This window comes from Rhodanobacter soli, assembly GCF_040548735.1.
In the GTDB taxonomy this organism is placed as follows: domain Bacteria; phylum Pseudomonadota; class Gammaproteobacteria; order Xanthomonadales; family Rhodanobacteraceae; genus Rhodanobacter; species Rhodanobacter soli_A.
The window spans coordinates 825,320-838,629 of record NZ_JBEPSD010000001.1; the positions used below are offsets into that span (position 1 = coordinate 825,320).

Annotated in this window: 22 protein-coding genes; all 22 read right to left on the bottom strand. The window is 62.2% G+C overall.

Going from position 1 to position 13,310, the window contains the following annotated elements; translation table 11 throughout:
- Positions 1-98: 98 nt before the first annotated feature.
- A complete protein-coding gene (gene rplR / locus ABIE04_RS03890) occupies positions 99-458 on the bottom strand; it encodes a 50S ribosomal protein L18 (protein ID WP_354547265.1) in 360 nt (119 codons plus the stop codon).
- 85 nt (positions 459-543) lie between these two features.
- Positions 544-1,071 (bottom strand): 50S ribosomal protein L6, encoded by a 528-nt coding sequence (rplF, locus tag ABIE04_RS03895; protein ID WP_343850187.1) that lies wholly within the window; start codon positions 1,069-1,071, stop codon positions 544-546.
- An 11-nt stretch (positions 1,072-1,082) separates the two neighbouring features.
- Positions 1,083-1,478, bottom strand: a complete 396-nt coding sequence (gene rpsH / locus ABIE04_RS03900) for a 30S ribosomal protein S8 (RefSeq protein ID WP_007808190.1) — start codon at positions 1,476-1,478, stop codon at positions 1,083-1,085.
- A 223-nt stretch (positions 1,479-1,701) separates the two neighbouring features.
- A complete protein-coding gene (rpsN, locus tag ABIE04_RS03905) occupies positions 1,702-2,007 on the bottom strand; it encodes a 30S ribosomal protein S14 (protein ID WP_354547267.1) in 306 nt (101 codons plus the stop codon).
- Positions 2,008-2,019: 12 nt separating this feature from the next.
- The gene (gene rplE, locus ABIE04_RS03910) at positions 2,020-2,562 is read right to left on the bottom strand and encodes a 50S ribosomal protein L5 (RefSeq protein WP_354549768.1); all 543 of its coding nucleotides are present in this window, start codon (positions 2,560-2,562) and stop codon (positions 2,020-2,022) included.
- 8 nt (positions 2,563-2,570) lie between these two features.
- The gene (gene rplX / locus ABIE04_RS03915; RefSeq protein WP_056386827.1) at positions 2,571-2,885 is read right to left on the bottom strand and encodes a 50S ribosomal protein L24; all 315 of its coding nucleotides are present in this window, start codon (positions 2,883-2,885) and stop codon (positions 2,571-2,573) included.
- Between the two features lie 13 nt (positions 2,886-2,898).
- A complete protein-coding gene (rplN, locus tag ABIE04_RS03920) occupies positions 2,899-3,267 on the bottom strand; it encodes a 50S ribosomal protein L14 (RefSeq protein WP_007513359.1) in 369 nt (122 codons plus the stop codon).
- Positions 3,268-3,281: 14 nt separating this feature from the next.
- Positions 3,282-3,542 carry a 30S ribosomal protein S17 gene (gene rpsQ, locus ABIE04_RS03925; RefSeq protein WP_027485136.1) on the bottom strand — a complete coding sequence of 87 codons (261 nt, stop codon included), beginning with the start codon at positions 3,540-3,542 and terminating at the stop codon, positions 3,282-3,284.
- 12 nt (positions 3,543-3,554) lie between these two features.
- Positions 3,555-3,740 carry a 50S ribosomal protein L29 gene (gene rpmC, locus ABIE04_RS03930; protein ID WP_007513354.1) on the bottom strand — a complete coding sequence of 62 codons (186 nt, stop codon included), beginning with the start codon at positions 3,738-3,740 and terminating at the stop codon, positions 3,555-3,557.
- The gene (gene rplP / locus ABIE04_RS03935; RefSeq protein ID WP_056386829.1) at positions 3,740-4,153 is read right to left on the bottom strand and encodes a 50S ribosomal protein L16; all 414 of its coding nucleotides are present in this window, start codon (positions 4,151-4,153) and stop codon (positions 3,740-3,742) included. The genes rpmC and rplP overlap by 1 nt, the downstream gene beginning before the upstream one ends.
- 11 nt (positions 4,154-4,164) lie before the next feature.
- The gene (gene rpsC / locus ABIE04_RS03940) at positions 4,165-4,920 is read right to left on the bottom strand and encodes a 30S ribosomal protein S3 (RefSeq protein WP_056386831.1); all 756 of its coding nucleotides are present in this window, start codon (positions 4,918-4,920) and stop codon (positions 4,165-4,167) included.
- 15 nt (positions 4,921-4,935) lie between these two features.
- Positions 4,936-5,271 carry a 50S ribosomal protein L22 gene (rplV, locus tag ABIE04_RS03945; protein WP_056386833.1) on the bottom strand — a complete coding sequence of 112 codons (336 nt, stop codon included), beginning with the start codon at positions 5,269-5,271 and terminating at the stop codon, positions 4,936-4,938.
- On the bottom strand, positions 5,271-5,543 hold the full coding sequence (gene rpsS / locus ABIE04_RS03950) for a 30S ribosomal protein S19 (RefSeq protein ID WP_056386835.1): 273 nt from the start codon (positions 5,541-5,543) through the stop codon (positions 5,271-5,273). The genes rplV and rpsS overlap by 1 nt, the downstream gene beginning before the upstream one ends.
- Before the next feature lie 12 nt (positions 5,544-5,555).
- Positions 5,556-6,380, bottom strand: coding sequence for a 50S ribosomal protein L2 (rplB, locus tag ABIE04_RS03955; RefSeq protein WP_007808200.1), 825 nt, complete (start codon positions 6,378-6,380; stop codon positions 5,556-5,558).
- Positions 6,381-6,397: 17 nt separating this feature from the next.
- Complete coding sequence (gene rplW / locus ABIE04_RS03960) at positions 6,398-6,691, bottom strand: 50S ribosomal protein L23 (RefSeq protein WP_056386840.1); 294 nt, start codon at positions 6,689-6,691, stop codon at positions 6,398-6,400.
- On the bottom strand, positions 6,688-7,290 hold the full coding sequence (gene rplD / locus ABIE04_RS03965) for a 50S ribosomal protein L4 (RefSeq protein WP_354547268.1): 603 nt from the start codon (positions 7,288-7,290) through the stop codon (positions 6,688-6,690). Before rplD ends, rplW begins: the two co-directional genes overlap by 4 nt.
- 11 nt (positions 7,291-7,301) lie before the next feature.
- A complete protein-coding gene (gene rplC, locus ABIE04_RS03970; protein ID WP_056386844.1) occupies positions 7,302-7,943 on the bottom strand; it encodes a 50S ribosomal protein L3 in 642 nt (213 codons plus the stop codon).
- A 20-nt stretch (positions 7,944-7,963) separates the two neighbouring features.
- Positions 7,964-8,275 (bottom strand): 30S ribosomal protein S10, encoded by a 312-nt coding sequence (gene rpsJ, locus ABIE04_RS03975; RefSeq protein WP_007082173.1) that lies wholly within the window; start codon positions 8,273-8,275, stop codon positions 7,964-7,966.
- Between the two features lie 447 nt (positions 8,276-8,722).
- The gene (gene tuf / locus ABIE04_RS03980) at positions 8,723-9,913 is read right to left on the bottom strand and encodes an elongation factor Tu (protein WP_354547269.1); all 1,191 of its coding nucleotides are present in this window, start codon (positions 9,911-9,913) and stop codon (positions 8,723-8,725) included.
- Positions 9,914-9,962: 49 nt separating this feature from the next.
- On the bottom strand, positions 9,963-12,080 hold the full coding sequence (fusA, locus tag ABIE04_RS03985; protein WP_354547270.1) for an elongation factor G: 2,118 nt from the start codon (positions 12,078-12,080) through the stop codon (positions 9,963-9,965).
- A gap of 245 nt (positions 12,081-12,325) precedes the next feature.
- The gene (rpsG, locus tag ABIE04_RS03990) at positions 12,326-12,793 is read right to left on the bottom strand and encodes a 30S ribosomal protein S7 (protein ID WP_007514548.1); all 468 of its coding nucleotides are present in this window, start codon (positions 12,791-12,793) and stop codon (positions 12,326-12,328) included.
- 69 nt (positions 12,794-12,862) lie between these two features.
- Positions 12,863-13,237: a 30S ribosomal protein S12 gene (gene rpsL / locus ABIE04_RS03995; protein ID WP_056386848.1), complete on the bottom strand. Its 375-nt coding sequence runs from the start codon at positions 13,235-13,237 to the stop codon at positions 12,863-12,865.
- Between the last annotated feature and the right edge of the window lie 73 nt (positions 13,238-13,310).

Here is a 13,310-nt window from a genome sequence, read left to right on the forward strand (position 1 = left end):
CATGTGCCCGGCGAACCGGGACTTTGCTTGCGGCTGAGCCGCTTGGAGTTGTAGGTATCGCTGTGGAAATCAGGGCCGTGCCCTGACCCGGGTATTGCTTAGAACTTCAGGCCGGCCTCGCGTGCCGCATCGGCCAGCGCCTTGATGCGACCGTGGTAGCGGAAACCGGAGCGGTCGAACGCGACCGACTCGATGCCCGCGGCCATGGCGCGCTCGGCGACAGCCTTGCCCACCGCCGCTGCGGCAGTCAGGTTCTTGGTGCCCTTGAGTCCTTCGGCGACCACCTTCTGCACGGTGGAGGCGGCAGCCACCACATTCTTGCCGGAGGCGTCGAACACCTGCGCATAGATGTGCTGGCCGGTGCGGTGCACCGACAGGCGGGCCACCGCCAGCTTGCGGATGTGGGCACGCGTGGACTTGGCACGACGCAGGCGGTTTTCGTTCTTGTTCATCGTCATATCTCCAGAAAGCGGATCGGCTTGTATGAGCGGCTCTTTTGAAGAGTCCGGCCATGGATGGCCGGTCTTCGCGGAGGGACCCGCATTAAGCCTTCTTGGCTTCCTTCAAGGTGATCTTCTCGCCGGCATAACGCACGCCCTTGCCCTTGTAGGGTTCCGGCGGACGGAAACCGCGAATCTTGGCCGCCACCTGACCCACCGCCTGCTTGTCCGCGCCCTTGATCAGGACTTCGGTCTGTGTCGGGGTTTCGATGCTGATGCCTTCCGGCGCCTCGAACACCACCGGGTGGGAAAAGCCCAGGCTCAGGTTCAGCGACTTGCCCTGCATGGAAACACGGTAGCCGACGCCGACCAGTTCGAGCTTGCGCTCGTAGCCGGTGGAGACACCGGTGACCATGTTGGACAGCAGCGCACGCGCAGTACCGCCGAACTTGTCGTCAGCGCCGTCTACGAGGCTGATGTTCGCGACGCCATTGTCCACGGCGACGCTGACGCCCGGCAGGTGATGCACGGACAGCGTGCCCTTCGGGCCCTTCACCGAAATGCTGTCGCTACCGACGGTCATCTCGACGCCCTTGGGCAGGGAAATTGGTTGTTTGGCAACACGTGACATCGAAAGACTCCTTATGCCACTTGGCCGATGACTTCGCCGCCCAGACCCTTGGCACGGGCCTGCGCATCGGTCAACAGACCAGCGGAAGTCGAGATGATCGAGATACCCAGGCCACCAAGGACCTTCGGCAGCTCGTCCTTGCCGCGATACACACGCAGGCCGGAACGGCTGACACGGGAAATACGCTCGATGGCCGGCTGGCCCTCGAAATACTTGAGCTTGATCTCGAGCACCGGCTTGCCTTCCTCGGCGGAAGTCTTGGCGTCGAGGATGTAGCCCTCGTTCTTGAGAAGGTCGGCAATCGCCACCTTCAGTTTCGACGACGGCATACGCACGGTCGGCTTGCCCATGGCCTGGGCATTGCGGACGCGCGTGAACAGATCGGCGATGGGATCAGTCATGCTCATGAAAACATCCTTCAGAGTGCACCGATATCCGATAAAACCGGAAATCAATCAGATTGTGAGCCGGCACGGACGCCAGCCTGCTTTGCGCAGACCGCCGACTATAACAGCATTTTCAGGTTTTGGCGAATAACGATGCGGTAATCGCATCCAGCGACTGCAGATGATGCAGTCGGGTGAACCGGCCACGGAGCTTCACTCCGTCAGCCGATCCTGCTAGTGGTTGTTACCAGCTGGCCTTGCGCAGGCCAGGCACGTCGCCGCGCATGGTTGCTTCGCGCAGCTTGTTGCGACCCAGGCCGAACTTGGCATAGACCGCGCGCGGACGACCGGTCAACGCGCAACGGGTGCGCTGGCGCACCGGGCTGGCGTCGCGCGGCAGTTTCTGCAGCTTCGACTGAGCTTCCATCTTCTCCTCGTAGGAGGCGCTGGGGCTCAGCACGATCGCCTTCAGTTCAGCGCGCTTGGCGGCGAACTTCTGGACGAGTTTGGTCCGCTTGATATCGCGGTTCACCATTGATGTCTTGGCCATGGATTACGCCTATCAGTTGCGGAACGGGAAGCTGAACGCTGCCAGCAGGGCTTTCGCCTCTTCGTCGGTCTTGGCGGTGGTGGTGATGGAGATATCCATGCCACGCAGCGCATCGACCTGGTCGAAGTCGATTTCAGGGAAGATGATCTGTTCCTTGATACCGAAGTTGTAGTTGCCGCGGCCGTCGAAGGCCTTGCCCGAGACACCGCGGAAGTCGCGCACGCGCGGCAGCGAGATGTTGATCAGGCGATCGAGGAACTCGAACATCTGAGCGCGGCGCAGGGTGACCTTGCAGCCGATCGGCCAGCCGTCGCGGATCTTGAACGAGGCAACGGAAACACGCGCCTTGGTCGTGATCGGCTTCTGGCCCGCGATCTTGGCCATGTCGGCCACGGCGTTCTCGAGCACTTTCTTGTTGCCCGCGGCTTCGCCCACGCCCATGTTCAGCGTGATCTTGGTGATGCGGGGAACCTGCATCACGTTCTGGTAGCCGAACTGCTCGGTGAGCTTGGCGACTACCTGCTCTTTGTAGAAATTTTCAAGGCGCGTCATGATCGTGTTCCTTACGCGTCCACGACCTCGCCAGTCGAACGGAACACGCGGACCTTGCGCCCATCTTCGAGCGTTTTGGTGCCGACGCGTTCACCCTTGTTCGTGGCGGGGTTGAACAGCTGCACATTGGAGAGATGGATCGAGGCTTCACGCTCGACGATGCCGCCAGCCTGGTTGGCCTGGGGATTCGGCTTGGTGTGACGCTTCACCAGATTCACGTTGGAGACGAACACGCGATCGTCTGCAACACGCAGCACATCGCCGCGCTGACCCTTGTTCTTGCCGGTGATCACGAGGACCTGATCACCCTTGCGGATACGGTTCATTTCTTGACTCCGCTCAGAGCACTTCGGGAGCAAGCGAGACGATCTTCATGAACTTCTCGCTGCGCAGCTCGCGGGTAACCGGCCCGAAAATACGGGTGCCGATCGGCTCGAGCTTGTTGTTGAGGAGGACCGCTGCGTTGCCGTCGAAACGGATCAGCGAACCATCGGGACGGCGCACGCCCTTGGCGGTACGCACCACCACGGCATTGTACACCTCGCCCTTCTTGACCTTGCCGCGGGGGATCGCATCCTTCACGGTGACCTTGATCACGTCACCGATCGCGGCGTAACGGCGCTTGGAGCCGCCGAGCACCTTGATGCACATCAGTTCCTTCGCGCCGCTGTTGTCCGCTGCGGAAAGCGTGCTTTGCATCTGGATCATGTCTGCACCCTCCCTTAGACGTTGGCGCGCGTGATGATTTCAACCACGCGGTGATGTTTGGTCTTGGACAACGGACGGCACTCCGCGATACGCACGAGGTCGCCCTCGTTCGCACCCAGGTCGTCCTGCGCGTGCAGCTTGGTCGACCGGCGGATGATCTTGCCGAGCAGCCAATGCTGCTCCTGGCGCTCGACCAGGACGGTGACCGTCTTGTCCATCTTGTTGCTGGTGACGCGACCCTCGAGGGTGCGCGTCTGCTTGTTGTTGTCGCTCATGTCGGCCGTCCCTTACTTCTTGCCGCCGAGCACGAACTTCGTGCGGGCGATGTCACGCCGAACGCGGCGGAGCTGGTGCGGCTGAGTGAGCTGGCCGGAACCCTTCTGCATGCGCAGATTGAACTGCTCCTTGCGCAGGTCCAGCAGATGCTGCTGCAACTCTTCGGCCGACTGGTTGTTGATATCTTTGCTGGCCATCACATCACCGCCCGGGTCACAAACTGGGTCTGCACCGACAGCTTGGCGGCGGCCAGGCGGAACGCCTCGCGAGCCGTCAACTCGTCGACACCCTCGATTTCATAGAGCATGCGACCAGGCTGGATCGGCGCGACCCAGAACTCGACGCTGCCCTTGCCCGCGCCCATGCGGACTTCGATCGGCTTCTTGGTGATCGGCTTGTCCGGGAACACGCGGATCCACAACTTGCCGCCACGCTTGACGAAGCGGGTGATGCAACGACGGGCAGCTTCGATCTGGCGCGCGGTGAGCGCGCCGTGGGTCGTAGCCTTCAGTCCGTACTCGCCAAAGCTGACGAGATTGGAACACTGCGCCAGACCGTCGTTACGGCCCTTGAACTGCTTGCGGTACTTGGTTCGCTTGGGTTGCAACATGGCAACTCTCCTTACTTCGCAGACCGCTCGCGGCGGCCGTCACCGGCCTCGCGACGCGAATCATTACGACGACCTTCGCCACCTTCGCGGCGCGGCTGCGAGGACGACTCGTCCTTCGACTCCTGGCCGATCTGGGTCAGGTCGAAGATCTCGCCCTTGTAGACCCACACCTTGATGCCGATGATGCCGTAGGTCGTGCTCGCTTCGGCGAAGCCGTAGTCGATGTCCGCGCGCAGCGTATGCAGCGGCACGCGGCCTTCACGGCTCCACTCGGAACGGGCGATCTCGGCACCGTTCAGACGACCGGACACGTTGATCTTGATGCCCAGCGCGCCCAGGCGCATCGCGTTGCCGACCGAGCGCTTCATCGCGCGGCGGAACATGATGCGACGCTCCAGCTGCTGCGCGATCGACTCGGCCACCAGCTGCGCGTCCAGTTCGGGCTTGCGCACTTCGCTGACGTTGATGTGCGTCGGGACGCCCATCATGTCGCTGACTTCCTTGCGCAGCTTCTCGATATCCTCGCCCTTCTTGCCGATCACCACGCCCGGGCGGGCGGTGTGGATCGTCACGCGCGCAGTCTTGGCCGGGCGCTCGATCTGGATCTTCGAGATGCCGGCAGCGGCCAGCTTCTTCTTCAGCATGTCGCGGACTTTGATGTCGGCCACGAGATACTTGGCGTAGTCAGCCTTGTTTGCGTACCACTTCGAGTTCCAGTCCTTGGCAATGCCGAGGCGGATACCGGTGGGATGAACTTTATGACCCATCGTCTATGTCCCCGGTCAGTTACCAACAACCACAGTGATGTGGCTGGTGCGCTTGAGAATGCGCGAACCGCGGCCTTTGGCGCGGGCATACATGCGTTTCATCGCCGGACCTTCATCGACAAAGATGCTGGCCACCTTCAGCTCGTCGACGTCGGCGCCGAGATTGTTCTCGGCGTTGGCGACGGCCGACAGCAGCACCTTGCGGACAAGGAGTGCAGCCTTCTTGTTGGTATAGGTGAGCACGTCGCTGGCCCGGCCCACGGGAAGTCCGCGGACCAGATCAGCCACCAGGCGTGCCTTTTGCGCCGAAATGCGGGCGCCGCGCAGGATCGCTTTGGCTTCAGTGCTCATCACTTGCCCTTCTTGTCGCCGACATGGCCTTTGAACGTACGGGTCACCGCGAACTCGCCGAGCTTGTGCCCGACCATGTTCTCGTTGATCAGGACGGGCACGTGCTGACGGCCGTTGTGGATGGCGATGGTCAAGCCGACCATTTCCGGCAGGATCATCGAGCGGCGCGACCAGGTCTTGATCGGGCGCTTGTTGTGGGCGGAAACCGCAGCTTCCACCTTCTTCACGAGGTGAAGGTCAACGAACGGACCTTTCTTCAAAGAGCGAGGCATGTCGGCTTCCTGTTACTTGGTACGACGACGCACGATGAACTGCTGCGTGCGCTTGTTGTTACGGGTCTTGTAACCCTTCGCCGGCGTGCCCCACGGGCTGACCGGATGACGACCGCCAGAAGTCTTGCCTTCACCACCACCGTGCGGATGGTCGACCGGGTTCATCACCACGCCGCGAACGGTCGGGCGAATACCCAGCCAGCGCTTGGCGCCGGCCTTGCCGAGCTTCTTCAGGCTGTGCTCGCCGTTGCCGACTTCACCGATGGTGGCGCGGCAATCGACCGAGACGCGGCGCATCTCGCCGGAGCGCAGACGCAGCGTGGCGTAACCGGACTCGCGGGCGACCAACTGCACCGAAGCACCGGCGCTGCGGGCGATCTGCGCACCCTTGCCCGGACGCAGCTCGATGCAATGGATCGTGCTGCCCATCGGGATGTTGCGCAGCTGCAGGCAGTTGCCGGCCTTGATCGGGGCATCGCGACCGGATACCAGGCGGTCGTCCACCTGCACGCCCTTCGGCGCGATGATGTAACGACGCTCGCCATCGGCATAGCACAGCAGCGCGATATGCGCAGTGCGATTCGGATCGTACTCGATGCGCTCGACGCGGGCGGCGATGCCTTCCTTGTCACGCTTGAAGTCGATGATGCGGTAATGCTGCTTGTGACCGCCGCCGCGATGACGCACGGTGATGCGACCATGATGATTGCGGCCGCCGGTGCGGGACTGCGACTCGGTCAACGCCGCGTACGGCGCGCCCTTGTACAGGCCTTCCGTCTTGACGCTGACTGCGTCACGACGACCCGGCGAGGTCGGCTTGTGGTTGATTAGTGCCATCTCACAGAACTCCTGGCTCAGGCCTTGGCGGAAACGTCGATGGTCTGGCCATCGGCAAGACGCACATAGGCCTTACGCTTGCCCTGGCGGCTGCCAGCGCGTTGACGGAAGGCTTTGACCTTGCCCTTGGTGTTGACGAGGTTCACCTGCTCGACCTTGACGTCGAACAGCTTCTCCACGGCAGCGCGGACATCGGCCTTGGTCGCCGCGGGGGCAACCACGAATACGTACTGGTTATGCTCGGCCAGGCGCGCCGATTTCTCGGAGATGTGCGGCGCGCGCAGCGTGTCGAGAATGCGTTCGTTGTTCATGCCAACCACTCCTCGACCTTCTTCACGGCCTCAACCGTCATCACCACCTGATCGGAACCGACCAGGCTGACCGGGTTCAGAGCCATCACGTCCAGCACATGGATATACGGGATGTTGCGGGCGGCCAGGAACACCGCCTCCGAGGCGTCTTCCGACACCAGCAGCACGCGACCGGAAACTTCCAGCTCGGCCAGCTTGGCCACCATCGCGGAGGTCTTCGGCGTTTCGACGCCAAAGCTCTCGACGACCTTCAGGCGACCCTGACGGACCAGCTCGGAGAAGATCGAGCGGATCGCGACGCGGTAGGCCTTGCGGTTGACCTTCTGCTCGTAGCTGCGCGGCTTTGCCGCGAAGGTGCGGCCGCCACCGACAAAGATCGGTGCACGGTAATCACCGTGGCGGGCGCCGCCGCCTTTCTGCTTCTTGAATTTCTTGGTGGTACCGGACATCTCGCCGCGCGACAGCTGCGACTGGGTGCCGGCACGACCGGCTGCCTGGTAGGCAACCACAACTTGATGGACCAGGGCCTTCTTGTACTCACCGCCGAACACTTCGTCCGACACGTTGAGCGGCTTGGCGCCAATGACATTCAATTCCATGGCGACTCTCCTCAACCCTTGGTCGTCGGGCGGATGATGACGTCGCCACCGGTTGCACCCGGTACCGCGCCCTTCACCGCAATCAGGTGACGCTCGGCGTCGACCTTGACCACTTCCAGACCCTGCGCCGAACGGCGCACGGCACCCATGTGACCGGCCATCTTTTTGCCCGGAAACACGCGACCCGGCGTCTGGCGCTGACCGATGGAGCCCGGCGCGCGATGCGACAGCGAGTTACCGTGGGTGGCGTCACCCATCTTGAAGTTCCAGCGCTTGATCGTGCCCTGGAAGCCCTTGCCTTTCGACACGCCGGCGACATCGACGATCTGGCCGACGGAGAACACGTCGTCCGCCTTGATCTCGGCGCCCACGGTGTACTTGCCGAGATCGTCGGCAGACACGCGGAACTCCCACAAACCACGGCCCGGCTCAACCTTGGCCTTCGCGTAGTGGCCCTTCAGCGGCTGCGTCAGCAGGTTCGCGCGCTTGCTGCCCGCGGAAACCTGGACGGCGCTGTAGCCATCGTTATCATCCGTCTTCAACTGGGTCACGCGGTTCGGCGTCGCTTCAATCAGCGTCACCGGAATCGAGCGGCCATCTTCAGTGAAGAGTCGGCTCATGCCGCATTTGCGGCCAACCAATCCGATACTCATCTTCGTATCCTGTCTGTCGCTCAACCGAGCTTGATCTGAACATCGACGCCAGCGGCGAGATCAAGCTTCATGAGCGCGTCCACGGTTTTGTCGTTCGGGTCGACGATGTCGAGCACACGCTTGTGCGTACGGGTCTCGTACTGGTCGCGTGCATCCTTGTCGACGTGCGGCGACGTCAGAATGGTGTAACGCTCGATCTTGGTCGGAAGCGGAATCGGGCCGAGTACCGTGGCACCCGTGCGCTTAGCCGTCTCGACGATCTCGCTGGCCGAGCGGTCGATCAGCCGGTGATCGTACGCCTTCAGCCGAATCCGAATCTTCTGGTTCGCCATAACCGTGTCCTGTTGTCGAAAGAACGTAATGTGAAACGAAGCGGCTTCTCACCGCCCCGCACTACCCTTTGCCACCACATCGGCAACCGTTGGAAATTCCGCACGGCCCCAATTCGAAAAGACCAAGCGAGCACCGATGGGCTCGCTTGGACAAATTTGCATCTCGCGCAAAAAGACGTATTCAGCAGGGCGCGCCCTGCGATTACGTCGACTTGCGAGGGCCGGTCCTCGGCCAGCGAACTCGAAGCACGTCCTGCGCCTCATTTCGCGGTAGATCGATCAGGATCGAGCCCTGACCGACAAGTGAGCTGCGAAGTATACCTGCAAATGTTTGCTTAGTGAAGTGGTCCGATGACAAACCTCACAAGGAACGCTTCACCCGGCGCAATCGGCAGAAACTTTGCCGCACCAGGTCGCGAATGGCGACCTGGTGCGGCCGAATCGCTCTTACTTGATGACCTTGGCCACCACGCCGGCGCCGACGGTACGGCCGCCTTCGCGGATGGCGAAACGCAGGCCTTCGTCCATCGCGATCGGGTGGATCAGGCTCACCACCATCTTCACGTTGTCGCCCGGCATCACCATCTCCACGCCTTCCGGCAGAGTCACCGCGCCCGTCACGTCCGTCGTGCGGAAGTAGAACTGCGGGCGGTAGCCCTTGAAGAACGGCGTATGACGGCCACCCTCGTCCTTCGACAGCACGTACACCTCGGCCTCGAAGTCCGTATGCGGGGTGATCGTGCCCGGCTTGGCCAGCACCTGGCCACGCTCCACGTCGTCACGCTTCAGGCCGCGCAGCAGCAGACCGGCGTTGTCGCCCGCCTGGCCCTGGTCCAGCAGCTTGCGGAACATCTCCACGCCCGTGACCGTGGTCTTCTGCGTGTCGCGGATGCCGACCACTTCGATTTCGTCGCCCACCTTGATGATGCCGCGCTCGATACGACCGGTCACCACCGTGCCGCGGCCCGAGATCGAGAACACGTCTTCCACCGGCATCAGGAACGGCTTGTCGATCGCACGCACCGGCTCCGGGATGTAGCTGTCCAGCGCATCGACCAGCTTGATGATCGCCGGCACGCCGATTTCGCTCTGATCCCCTTCCAGCGCCTTCAGCGCCGAACCGTGGATGATCGGCGTGTCGTCGCCCGGGAAGTCGTACTTCGAGAGCAGCTCGCGCACTTCCATCTCGACCAGCTCGAGCAGCTCCGCGTCGTCGACCATGTCCGCCTTGTTCAGGAACACCACGATGTACGGCACGCCCACCTGGCGCGACAGCAGGATGTGCTCGCGCGTCTGCGGCATCGGGCCGTCCGCGGCCGAGCACACCAGGATCGCGCCGTCCATCTGCGCCGCACCCGTGATCATGTTCTTCACGTAGTCCGCATGGCCCGGGCAGTCCACGTGCGCGTAGTGGCGGTTCGGCGACTCGTATTCCACGTGCGCCGTCGAGATCGTGATGCCGCGCGCCTTCTCTTCCGGCGCCGCGTCGATCGCGCTGTAATCCTTGAACTCGCCACCGAAACGCTCCGCACCGACCTTCGTCAGCGCCGCCGTCAGCGTCGTCTTGCCGTGATCCACGTGACCAATCGTGCCGACGTTGACGTGCGGCTTGGTGCGTTCGAATTTACCCTTTGCCATGACTCTGAACCTCTATAAAAGAACGGTATGTATTGGAAAGCCGGCCTTATCAGGCCTTCTTCATGACCTGCTCGGCGATGTTGTTCGGCGCTTCGGCGTAGTGGTCGAATTCCATCGTGAACGTGGCGCGCCCCTGGGTCAGCGAACGGATCGTCGTCGCATAACCGAACATCTCGCCCAGCGGAACCATCGCATCGATGGTCTTGCCCGACGGCGTGTCGTCCTGGCCCTGGAGCAGGCCGCGACGGCGGCTCATGTCGCCCATGACGTCACCGACGTACTCTTCCGGCGTCACCACTTCGACCTTCATGATCGGCTCAAGCAACACCGGATTGGCCTTGTTGAAGCCCTGCTTGAATGCCATGGAGGCGGCGAGCTTGAACGCCATTTCGGACGAGTCGACGTCGTGATACGAGCCGAACACGAGTTTCACCTTGACGCCGACCACCGGGAAGCCGGCCAGCGGACCGCTGGTAATGGTCTCGCGCAGGCCCTTTTCGACCGACGGGATGAACTCCTTCGGAATCACGCCACCGGTGATGTCGTTGATGAAGAGGAAGTCATCCTTCACGTTCGGATCGGCACGATCGGCCTCGGTCATCGGCGACAGCTCGATCACGACGTGACCGTACTGGCCCTTGCCGCCCGACTGCTTGGCGTGCTTGTAGTCCGACTTGACGTCCGACGCACGGATCGTCTCGCGGTAAGCCACCTGCGGCTTGCCGACGTTGGCCTCGACATTGAACTCGCGGCGCATGCGGTCGACCAGGATGTCCAGGTGCAACTCGCCCATGCCGGAGATGATCGTCTGGCCCGACTCTTCATCCGTACGCACACGGAAAGACGGATCTTCCGCTGCCAGACGACCGAGGGCGATGCCCATCTTTTCCTGGTCCGACTTGGTCTTCGGCTCGACCGCCATCGAGATCACCGGCTCCGGGAACGTCATGCGCTCCAGGGTGATGACGTGGTCCTGCGCGCACAGCGTGTCCCCGGTCGTCACGTCCTTCAGGCCGACTGCCGCGGCGATGTCGCCTGCATGCACTTCCTTCAGTTCTTGACGCTCGTTCGCGTGCATCTGCAGGATGCGGCCGATGCGCTCCTTCTTGCTCTTGACCGGGTTGTACACGGCATCGCCGGAGTTCAGCGTGCCCGAGTAGACACGGAAGAACGTCAGCGAACCGACGAACGGGTCGGTCATGATCTTGAACGCAAGCGCGGAGAACGGCGCGGCGTCATCCGCCTTGCGCGTGGCTTCCTGATCGTTCTCGTCGATGCCAGCGACCGGCGGGCGGTCGGCAGGCGACGGCAGCAACTGCACCACCGCGTCGAGCATCGCCTGGACGCCCTTGTTCTTGAACGCGGTACCACAGAACACCGGGATGATCTCGTTCGCGAGCGTGCGCTGGCGCAGACCGGCGATGATCTCGGCTTCGCTGAGGTCGCCGCCTTCGAGATACTTGTTCATCAGCTCTTCGGTGGCTTCGGCAGCCGACTCCACCATGAAGCTGTGCGCCTCTGCAGCCTTGTCGGCCAGATTCGCAGGGATGTCCTGGTATTCGAACTTCATGCCCTGGGACTCCATGTCCCAGATGATCGCCTTCATCTTGAGCAGGTCGACCACGCCCTCGAAGCCGTCCTCGGCACCGATCGGCACCTGCATCGGCACCGGATGGGCGCCAAGACGGGCCTTCAGCTGCTCAACCACCTTGTCGAAGTTGGCGCCGGTGCGGTCCATCTTGTTGACGAAGGCGAGGCGCGGCACCTTGTACTTGTTGGCCTGACGCCATACGGTCTCGGACTGCGGCTGCACACCGCCGACCGCGCACAGCACGAACACCGCGCCGTCAAGCACGCGCAGCGAACGCTCGACTTCGATGGTGAAGTCCACGTGTCCCGGGGTGTCGATGATGTTGAATCGATGCTCGGGCATGGAACGATCCATGCCTTTCCAGAACGCCGTCGTCGCCGCCGACGTGATGGTGATGCCGCGCTCCTGCTCCTGCTCCATCCAGTCCATCGTGGCCGCACCGTCGTGCACCTCGCCAATCTTGTGACTGACGCCGGTGTAGAACAGGATGCGCTCCGTGGTGGTGGTCTTGCCGGCATCGATGTGGGCCATGATGCCGAAATTGCGGTAGCGATCGATTGGAGTGGTGCGTGCCATTGATATGTACCTGTGCCGGGCTGCCTGCCCGATTCTATGCAGCCGTCCGGGCCACGCCTTATTTGAGAATCCGCCATGGACGGCGGTGTGTTCTTTGCCGCCGGGGAAGGCGGCTTGAATCAATATTCGGCATGAATGCCGATTTGTTCTTGCCGCCTTAGAAGACGGCCCGAATCCCAAGACTCCGCCATGAACGGCAGAACTGGCTCTGCGCCGTCACGTAATGACGGCGCAGGAAAAAACACTTACCAGCGATAGTGCGAGAAGGCCTTGTTGGCTTCCGCCATGCGATGCGTCTCTTCGCGCTTCTTCGCAGCGCCACCGCGGCTTTCCGAAGCTTCCAGCAGCTCGGCAGCCAGCTTGCGCGGCATCGAGGTCTCGCCACGCTTGCGGGCAGCGTCGATGACCCAGCGCATCGCCAGCGCCATGCGGCGACCCGGACGCACTTCGACCGGCACCTGGTAGGTGGCGCCACCGACACGACGCGACTTCACCTCGACCGCCGGAGCGATGTTGTTCAGCGCCTTCTCGACCAGGGCCACCGGCTCGGCATTCTTTTCACCAATGTGCTGCAGCGCACCGTAAACGATGCTTTCAGCGACCGACTTCTTGCCGCTCTTCATCACCATGTTGATGAAGCGGGCGATCAGCTGACTGCCGTGCTTGGGATCTGGCAGGACCAGACGGGCGGGATGTGAACCTTTACGCGACATGTTTGTTGTCCGTTATTTTTGCGGACATTCCTGCCCGCCTGTAAAGCGGCCAGCGAGGGCCGCACGACATTATTTTTTCGGGCGCTTGGCGCCGTACTTCGAGCGCGACTGACGCCGCTTCGTCACACCCGCGCAGTCGAGGCTGCCGCGTACCGTGTGGTAACGCACACCGGGCAGATCCTTGACGCGACCGCCGCGGATCAGCACCACCGAGTGCTCCTGCAGATTGTGGCCTTCACCACCGATGTAGCTGATGATCTCGAAGCCGTTGGTCAGGCGCACCTTGGCAACCTTGCGCAGGGCCGAGTTCGGCTTTTTCGGGGTGGTCGTGTAAACGCGCGTGCAGACACCACGACGCTGCGGGCTGCTCTGCAGGGCCGGCGACCCACTCTTGTAGGTCTTGGGGCTGCGGGATTTGCGCACCAATTGGTTGACTGTCGTCATGCGAAGCTGTTCCTGAAAACATAAAGGCAGCCCGAATAAGCTCGGTCTGCCAAGAAGCGGGAATTTAACATGA

What these genes read in the sequence shown, in the direction of transcription:
- fusA (WP_354547270.1), bottom strand. Translation starts at nt 12,080, where the DNA reads ATGGCACGCACCACTCCAATCGATCGCTACCGCAATTTCGGCATCATG.
- rplN (WP_007513359.1), bottom strand. Translation starts at nt 3,267, where the DNA reads ATGATCCAGATGCAAAGCACGCTTTCCGCAGCGGACAACAGCGGCGCG.
- rplR (WP_354547265.1), bottom strand. Translation starts at nt 458, where the DNA reads ATGACGATGAACAAGAACGAAAACCGCCTGCGTCGTGCCAAGTCCACG.
- rplF (WP_343850187.1), bottom strand. Translation starts at nt 1,071, where the DNA reads ATGTCACGTGTTGCCAAACAACCAATTTCCCTGCCCAAGGGCGTCGAG.
- rplB (WP_007808200.1), bottom strand. Translation starts at nt 6,380, where the DNA reads ATGGCACTAATCAACCACAAGCCGACCTCGCCGGGTCGTCGTGACGCA.
- rpsS (WP_056386835.1), bottom strand. Translation starts at nt 5,543, where the DNA reads ATGCCTCGCTCTTTGAAGAAAGGTCCGTTCGTTGACCTTCACCTCGTG.
- rpsL (WP_056386848.1), bottom strand. Translation starts at nt 13,237, where the DNA reads ATGACGACAGTCAACCAATTGGTGCGCAAATCCCGCAGCCCCAAGACC.
- rplX (WP_056386827.1), bottom strand. Translation starts at nt 2,885, where the DNA reads ATGAACCGTATCCGCAAGGGTGATCAGGTCCTCGTGATCACCGGCAAG.
- rplC (WP_056386844.1), bottom strand. Translation starts at nt 7,943, where the DNA reads ATGAGTATCGGATTGGTTGGCCGCAAATGCGGCATGAGCCGACTCTTC.
- rpsJ (WP_007082173.1), bottom strand. Translation starts at nt 8,275, where the DNA reads ATGGCGAACCAGAAGATTCGGATTCGGCTGAAGGCGTACGATCACCGG.
- rplW (WP_056386840.1), bottom strand. Translation starts at nt 6,691, where the DNA reads ATGAACAACGAACGCATTCTCGACACGCTGCGCGCGCCGCACATCTCC.
- rpsG (WP_007514548.1), bottom strand. Translation starts at nt 12,793, where the DNA reads ATGTCGCGTAAAGGTTCACATCCCGCCCGTCTGGTCCTGCCAGATCCC.
- tuf (WP_354547269.1), bottom strand. Translation starts at nt 9,913, where the DNA reads ATGGCAAAGGGTAAATTCGAACGCACCAAGCCGCACGTCAACGTCGGC.
- rpsC (WP_056386831.1), bottom strand. Translation starts at nt 4,920, where the DNA reads ATGGGTCATAAAGTTCATCCCACCGGTATCCGCCTCGGCATTGCCAAG.
- rpsH (WP_007808190.1), bottom strand. Translation starts at nt 1,478, where the DNA reads ATGAGCATGACTGATCCCATCGCCGATCTGTTCACGCGCGTCCGCAAT.
- rpsN (WP_354547267.1), bottom strand. Translation starts at nt 2,007, where the DNA reads ATGGCCAAGACATCAATGGTGAACCGCGATATCAAGCGGACCAAACTC.
- rplD (WP_354547268.1), bottom strand. Translation starts at nt 7,290, where the DNA reads ATGGAATTGAATGTCATTGGCGCCAAGCCGCTCAACGTGTCGGACGAA.
- rpsQ (WP_027485136.1), bottom strand. Translation starts at nt 3,542, where the DNA reads ATGAGCGACAACAACAAGCAGACGCGCACCCTCGAGGGTCGCGTCACC.
- rplV (WP_056386833.1), bottom strand. Translation starts at nt 5,271, where the DNA reads ATGAGCACTGAAGCCAAAGCGATCCTGCGCGGCGCCCGCATTTCGGCG.
- rplP (WP_056386829.1), bottom strand. Translation starts at nt 4,153, where the DNA reads ATGTTGCAACCCAAGCGAACCAAGTACCGCAAGCAGTTCAAGGGCCGT.
- rpmC (WP_007513354.1), bottom strand. Translation starts at nt 3,740, where the DNA reads ATGGCCAGCAAAGATATCAACAACCAGTCGGCCGAAGAGTTGCAGCAG.